The organism is Streptomyces sp. NBC_01497 (assembly GCF_036250695.1).
Lineage (GTDB): Bacteria > Actinomycetota > Actinomycetes > Streptomycetales > Streptomycetaceae > Streptomyces.
The window spans coordinates 4,638,972-4,645,118 of sequence record NZ_CP109427.1 but is presented as its reverse complement, the minus strand read 5'-3'; the positions used below and the strand labels follow the sequence as shown (position 1 = coordinate 4,645,118).

Here is a 6,147-nt window from a genome sequence, read left to right as displayed (position 1 = left end):
CACAGCCTCCTCGAACGGCGTGCGTCACGTGCCTCGTCCGCGCCGTCCGGCGCGCCCGGGTCATGCTCCCTCCGGGCGGCCGTTGTCGACGTACTCCCGTACCGAATCCGGCATCGTCGGGTCCTCGGCCAGCAGCCGCGACGGGTCGACCTCGCCCCGCAGCAGTCCCCCCATCGTGACACCGTCCGGCAGCTGCCCCGCCATCAGGTCGCCGACCTTCTCCAACGCGTCGGCCCTGGCCTGCTGGATCGTCGAGAGGAGCTGGTCCGCCAACTCCTTCGGCGGCAGCCTGCGGTAGGTGCCGGTCGGGAACTCGATCGCGGTGACCTCACCCTGCGCGCCCACCGTCACCTTGACCACCTGGCGCGGCGCGGTCGCGGTGCCGGTGATCTCGTTGATGCGGCGACGCGTCTCGACGGCCTCCTCGCGCTGTGTGCGGTACTGCTGGAGGAGGTCCTCGATCTGCTGGTCGTACGGCGATGTCATCCGATGACTCCCATGTCCGCGGGCGGTGCGCCCCACGTGCCCTGGTCCTGTACGAGCAGGTCGGCGATGCCCTTCTCGGGCTCCTCCTCGTCCTTGTCCTTGTCCTTGTCGGCCCTGCTCCTGCCGGAGCCGGCCGGCGCCTGGGGCTCCTCCTCGGGCTCCGCGGGCGGCTCCTGCACCGCGCCGGACGAGCGGTACACCTGCGCGCTGACCGTCCCGGAGCCCGGGGTCCTCGCCGTGCTCTTCGCACCGGCGGACGTACCCGAACCGCCGGCGGTAGCGGCCCGGCTGGGCTTCCAGGCCGTGAGCGCGGGCTCGTCCTCGATCACGGCACCGGCGGCCGCCGGTCCGGCCGTGTCGCCCCACGTGCCCTCGTCCGCCTTCGCGTAGCCGGGGGTGCGTGCCTCGGGCCCGTCCTCGGCGGGAACGGACCAGAGCTGCGGGGTGAAGCTCTCGCCCTCGGCGTCCCACGCGGCGGTGTCCTCCTCCAGGACCTCCTCCTCTTCGGAGCGGCGCAGGACAGCGACCCGGTCGTCGGGGTCGTCGCCGTACGGGTCGGTGCCGTCCGGACCGCCGCCGTCGGGGTCGTCACCGTCCGGGCCGTCCGCGAGTTCGGTGTCGAAGTCCTCGGGCTCCTCCGGGTCGTCGCCCGCGGGCGGATCGTCGCCGCCGCCGTCCGCTGGTGTCCGTCCCTTGCCTTCCTCGTCGCCCTCGTCGTCGTCCTTGGCGCGGCCGGGGAGTCCGCCCGGCAGGCCCACGAGGATCAGGCCGTCGGGACGGCGCGCGTCGTGGTGCGCGTGTCCCCCGGATGCCTGACCGTCCTGCCCCTGACCGTGGTGACCGTGCCCGTCCTGTGCCTGGCCGTCCTGCGCCTGGCCGTCTCCGGCCGTGCCGGACGCGCCGTACTGCTGTCCGCCGTCCGCGGCCTGCGAGCCGGCCGCCGTACGGCCCGTGCTGCCCGAGGCGGACCCGGAACCGGAACCCGAACCGCCCGCAGAGGCGGTGGAGGCGCCCGCGCCGGGAACCGGAACGGCTCCGACGCCGGCCAGGGCCGCAGCGGTGCCCCCAAGGGCGGGCTGCCCCGCGTCCTGGCCGCCCGACGCACCGAACGCGCCGGATGTGCCCGGCCCGTCCGGGAGGCCCAGCTCCGACGTCCACTCCGAGTCGTCGCCGCCGAGCGGGGCCGACGGGTCGTGGTGGGTGGTGGTCGCGTGCGCGACCTGGCCCGGGGCCGCGGCCGTGCCCCCGGTGGCCGGGGCGGCCGTCGGCCCCCCGGCGGCCGGCGCTCCGGTGCCGGGCCCGGCTGCCGCGGGTGTGGCCGCGACCGCGGCCGCCGTCACACCCGCGACGGCGGCGGTGGCCGCGACCGCGGCCGGCGCGGTCAGTCCCTCGCCGCCCGCGGGCGTGCCTGCGGTGGCCAACTCCTCGTCGGCGTCCGGTGCCGCGCTCCACGGGTCGGCGTTCGGCTCCAGCAGCGCCGACGCCTCGGACTGTTCGCCCGCGTCGCCGACGGCCGCGCCGGACGCCCCGCCGTCCGCGCCCACACCCGGCATGTACGGGACGCCCTCGGCGGCTTCGCCCGCCGCCTCCGCGCTCTGAGAGGCGAACGCGGTGCGCGTGCCGGCCGCCGTGCCGCTCTCGGAGCCGACCTCGTCGTCGCCTTCCAGCTCGCCCGCCCAGGCATCGGCGCTCGGTTCGAGCAGCGCGGAGGCGTCGGAGCGTTCGCCGCTGCCCGTACCGGGCTGACCGGCGCCACTGCCCATACCGCCGCCCATGCCGGGCATCATCGGGACGCCCTCGCCGGGCACGCCCGCCGCCAACGTCTCGTCCGGCAGGCCGAGTTCCTCGCCCTGCAGGCCCTCGCCACCGGCGTCGGTGCCGAGGTCGGAGCCGACGTCGCCGTCCACGGACGAGTCGCCCGTCCACGGCTCGGCACTGGGATCCAGCAGCGCCGACGCGTCGGAACGTTCCTCGCTGCCCGAACCGGGCTGACCCGCGCCACCGCCCATCCCGCCGCCCATGCCGGGCATCATCGGCATACCGCCGGCCGGCACACCCTCGCCGTCCGTACCCAGACCACCGGCGAAATCACGAACACCCGCACCCGGCAGGTCGAGACCCTCACCGCCCGCACCGGCACCGAACTCCGAGCCGACGTCGCCGTCCACGGACGAGTCGCCCGTCCACGGCTCGGCACTCGGGTCCAGCAGAGCCGAAGCGTCCGAGCGTTCGCCGCTGCCCGAACCGGGCTGACCCGCGCCGCCGCCCATACCGCCGCCCATGCCGCCCATCGGCATGCCGCCGGCCGGGACGCCCTCGCCGTCCGTACCCAGGCCGCCACCGAAGGCGCGTACCCCCGCGCCCGGCAGGTCGAGGCCCTCGCCGCCGGCACCGGCACCGAGGTCGGAGCCGACGTCCTCGCCGACGCTCGGATCACCCGTCCACGGCTTTCCGCTCGGGTCGAGCAGCGCGGAGGCGTCGGAGCGTTCACCGCTGCCCGTACCGGGCTGACCGGCGCCGCCGCCCATCCCGCCACCCATGCCGCCCATCGGCATGCCGCCGGTGCCGCTGCTCACGTCCGTACCGCCGGTGAACGGCGCCGCGAAGTCCGAGGCCGGTCCACCCGTGTGGAGCGCGGCGTTCTTGAGGCCGTCGGCGCCGCTGAGGGACGAGGGCAGGCCGGACTCCGTCGACGTACCGCCGGGGAAGGCGGCCGGGGAGCCCAGGCCGTCGCCGAGGCCGTCGCCGAGGCCCGACGTGGCGCCGCCGACGCCCAGCTCGCCGGGAAAGTCCTCGGCCGGCAGGTCCTCGTTGAAGGCGTCCGGGTTGGTCGCGAAGTTGGTCTTGGGGAGGTTCCCTGTCCCGCCCGTGCCCGGGCTGCCGCCGAACGCGGATGGACTGAACGCGGGAATTCCGTCGCCCGAGCCGAGTCCGTCGCCCGCGCCGACGTCGGTCGAGCCGGGGAAGGAGCTGGCGTTCGGGTTGAGCAGGTTGTCCAGCGCGTTGGGGTCGAGGGTGTCCGACCCGCCGGTATCGGTTCCGCCCGGGAACGCGGCGAGGTTCGGGAAGTTCGCCCCGCTGCCTCCCGTACCCGTGCCGCCGCTGAACGGGGAGGGGTTGGCGGTGTTCATCTTCAGCCCGTTGGGGTCGAAGGCCGCCGCGCCGCTGGGGTTGAAGTTGCTCGGCCCGCCGGTGCCGGTCCCGCCGGGGAAGCCCATCCCGCTCAGGTCGGGTGCCTTGTAGTCGGGCGGCGGCGGGGCGTTGTAGTTCTGCGGGCCGTTGTCGGGGATGTTGATGTCCGGCCCGTCGGTGTTCGGGTTGCCGGTGCCGTTCGGGTTGCCGGTCGGTGAGGTGACGCCGGACGGCGAGTGCACGGAGTCGATGGTGACCTGGTACTCACCGGCGAGGCTCTTGAGGACGGCCCGCATGTCCTCGGACATCATCTTGACCAGCTCGGGCTTCTGGCTGATCGGGATGAGGCCGTTGTCCATGGGCGTCACACCCATGAGCACGGCCTGGTTCGCGTACCAGTTGTCGATGTCGACGATCTTGTTCTGGGCGTTCACGAGGTTGACCGCGTTGTCGGCGAGCTGCTGCGGCACGGAGTGGCCACCACCCGAACCACCGCCCAGCACGTCGGCGTTGGACTGCACCTGCTTGGAGAACGTCTGCATCATGTCGTGGAAGGCGTCGGCGGCGTCCCCCTTCCAGGGGCCGTCGTCACCGGCGAGTGCCTTCGCCTGGTCGCTGAGTGCCTTCGAGATCCCCGTGAGGGTCATCTGCACCTGGTAGAAGGCGTTCGCGGCGTCCTGCAGGGTCTGCGGGTCGGACACGGATTTCGCATGGGATTCGTTGGACGAGCTGTCGGTGCCGGCGGACATGCCATTGATGGCCGCCATGATCTGCTTCCAGTCCCAGTTGTCGTAGTCCGAGACCGATCCGCCGCCTTGGCCGGGATCGCCGAAGACGCCGTCGTCGCTGTCGTGGAACCCGCCGCCGTTGTAGTCCGTGTCACCCATTCCGCTCACACTCTCCTGTCGACACCCGCGCCGCGCGGCCCTCGCCGCCCCGGGCCCCCCGCGCCGCCGGCCGCGCCGCGCGCCCCGCCCCCTGACGGGGGCCGGAGCGACGACGGGCGGCCGACGGGCGGGAGGACTTCAGACTCAGGCCCTCAGGCCCCCTGGCCACCGGGGGGCGTCAGACCGGGCGTGCTGACCGCCCCGGTACCACCGTTGTCGGTCATCATTCCGTTGAAGTCGTCGGTGACCGTGTCCATGGCGTCGGTCAGGTCCTTCGACTTCATGCCGTTGGCGTCGTCGATCGTCTTGTACTTCGCCGCCAGCGTCTTGACGCCCTCCCGCAGGTCGGTGAGACCGTTGGTGAGGTCGGAGAGCACCTTGATGTACTGCGCCTTGATCCCGTCGTCGCCGTTCGTCCCCGTCACCTTCGTGCGGATCTGGTTGGCGTGGTAGAAGGCTCCCGACGCGACGGTGACCGGGGTCAGCGCGTCGGATGCCTTCTGCAACGGCGACAGCAGCAGGTCGATGTTGTCGGCGAACACCTTCATGGACGGTGTGTCGACCGACGTGCCCTTGCCGCTTCCGCCCTTGCTCGGGACGGGCGGCGCGTTGAACGGGTTCGAGTTGGTGTACGTCCCGTGCCCCGCGCCGAGGCCCGAAGTGCCGTCCCACTCCTGCGGTTCGTGCTTCGGCGGCGGAGGCGGGGGCGGCAACGTGCCGTCGAGTGTTCCGTAAGTCATGACTCAGCCCTTCGAAAAGCCTGTCAGAGGCCTGTCGGATCTGCCGGGTCCCGGCTGGTGTCGCCGGAGCCCGTCAGCCCTGCCAGAGGTTGACGCCCTGGCGCTCGCCGTCGCTGTAGGACTGGTTGATGTTGCCGAGCATCTGGGTGGCCTGGGTGGCCATGTTCTGCATGTCGGCGGCAGCGGAGTCCCACTTGGCCTTGACCTCGTAGTAGGTCTGCTGGGCGTCGCTGGTCCACTCGGCCAGGTTCATCTTCGACTGGTTGTCGAGGTTCTGCAGCGTGCCCTGGATCTTCTGGGTGATGGCCTGCATCTCGCCGACGATGTAGTCGACCTGCTCCATCTGGACGGTGTACGTGGTCACTGTGGCTCCTGGTTGGGGAACGTGACGGGTAGGGGGACGAGGTGGTGCGCGGCCGGGTGTCCGGCACGGGAGGGTGCGCGCCGCGAGGCCGCGGTGCGCACCCCGCGGGTCAGGAGGGGAAGCCCGCCAGGCCGGAGAAGTTGCCCGACGAGATCAGCTGCTGGACCTGGTTGGCCTGCTGCTGGGTGTCCTCGTGCGTGTTGGCGTACACACCGGTGTTGGACTGGAGCTTCTCCAGCATCGTGCGGAGCGCGTTGTTGACGACGTTGAAGTCCTCCAGCCACTTCTCCATCGCGCTGCCGTAGATGGTGGAGGCCTGGCCGGTCCAGGAGGACCGCAGGCCCTCGATCTGGCCGTCCATCTGCGAGTACGAGCTGGTGGTCTCGTCGAGCGCGGTCTGGAAGGTGCCCTGGGCAGCCTTCATTCCGTCAAGATCGACAGCGGTGTTGTTCGCCACCTTGTTTCCTCTCGGGGTAGGCAGGAGCCCGGTCCGCGATAACGGCCGCTGCTTCCTGCGGTATGCGGGGACCCCACGGGT

At 72.4% G+C, this 6,147-nt stretch carries 5 protein-coding genes; all 5 read right to left on the bottom strand.

Annotated elements, in window-relative coordinates; translation table 11 throughout:
* Positions 1 to 60 precede the first annotated feature (60 nt).
* The gene (locus OG310_RS19760) at positions 61 to 486 is read right to left on the bottom strand and encodes a YbaB/EbfC family nucleoid-associated protein (protein ID WP_329457206.1); all 426 of its coding nucleotides are present in this window, start codon (positions 484 to 486) and stop codon (positions 61 to 63) included.
* A complete protein-coding gene (locus OG310_RS19755) occupies positions 483 to 4,505 on the bottom strand; it encodes a WXG100 family type VII secretion target (RefSeq protein WP_329457205.1) in 4,023 nt (1,340 codons plus the stop codon). Before OG310_RS19755 ends, OG310_RS19760 begins: the two co-directional genes overlap by 4 nt.
* Before the next feature lie 152 nt (positions 4,506 to 4,657).
* Entirely contained in the window at positions 4,658 to 5,245 is a 588-nt protein-coding gene (locus OG310_RS19750) for a hypothetical protein (protein WP_329457204.1), read from the bottom strand.
* A 73-nt stretch (positions 5,246 to 5,318) separates the two neighbouring features.
* On the bottom strand, positions 5,319 to 5,609 hold the full coding sequence (locus OG310_RS19745; RefSeq protein WP_329457203.1) for a WXG100 family type VII secretion target: 291 nt from the start codon (positions 5,607 to 5,609) through the stop codon (positions 5,319 to 5,321).
* 109 nt (positions 5,610 to 5,718) lie between these two features.
* A complete protein-coding gene (locus OG310_RS19740; RefSeq protein WP_329457202.1) occupies positions 5,719 to 6,066 on the bottom strand; it encodes a WXG100 family type VII secretion target in 348 nt (115 codons plus the stop codon).
* Between the last annotated feature and the right edge of the window lie 81 nt (positions 6,067 to 6,147).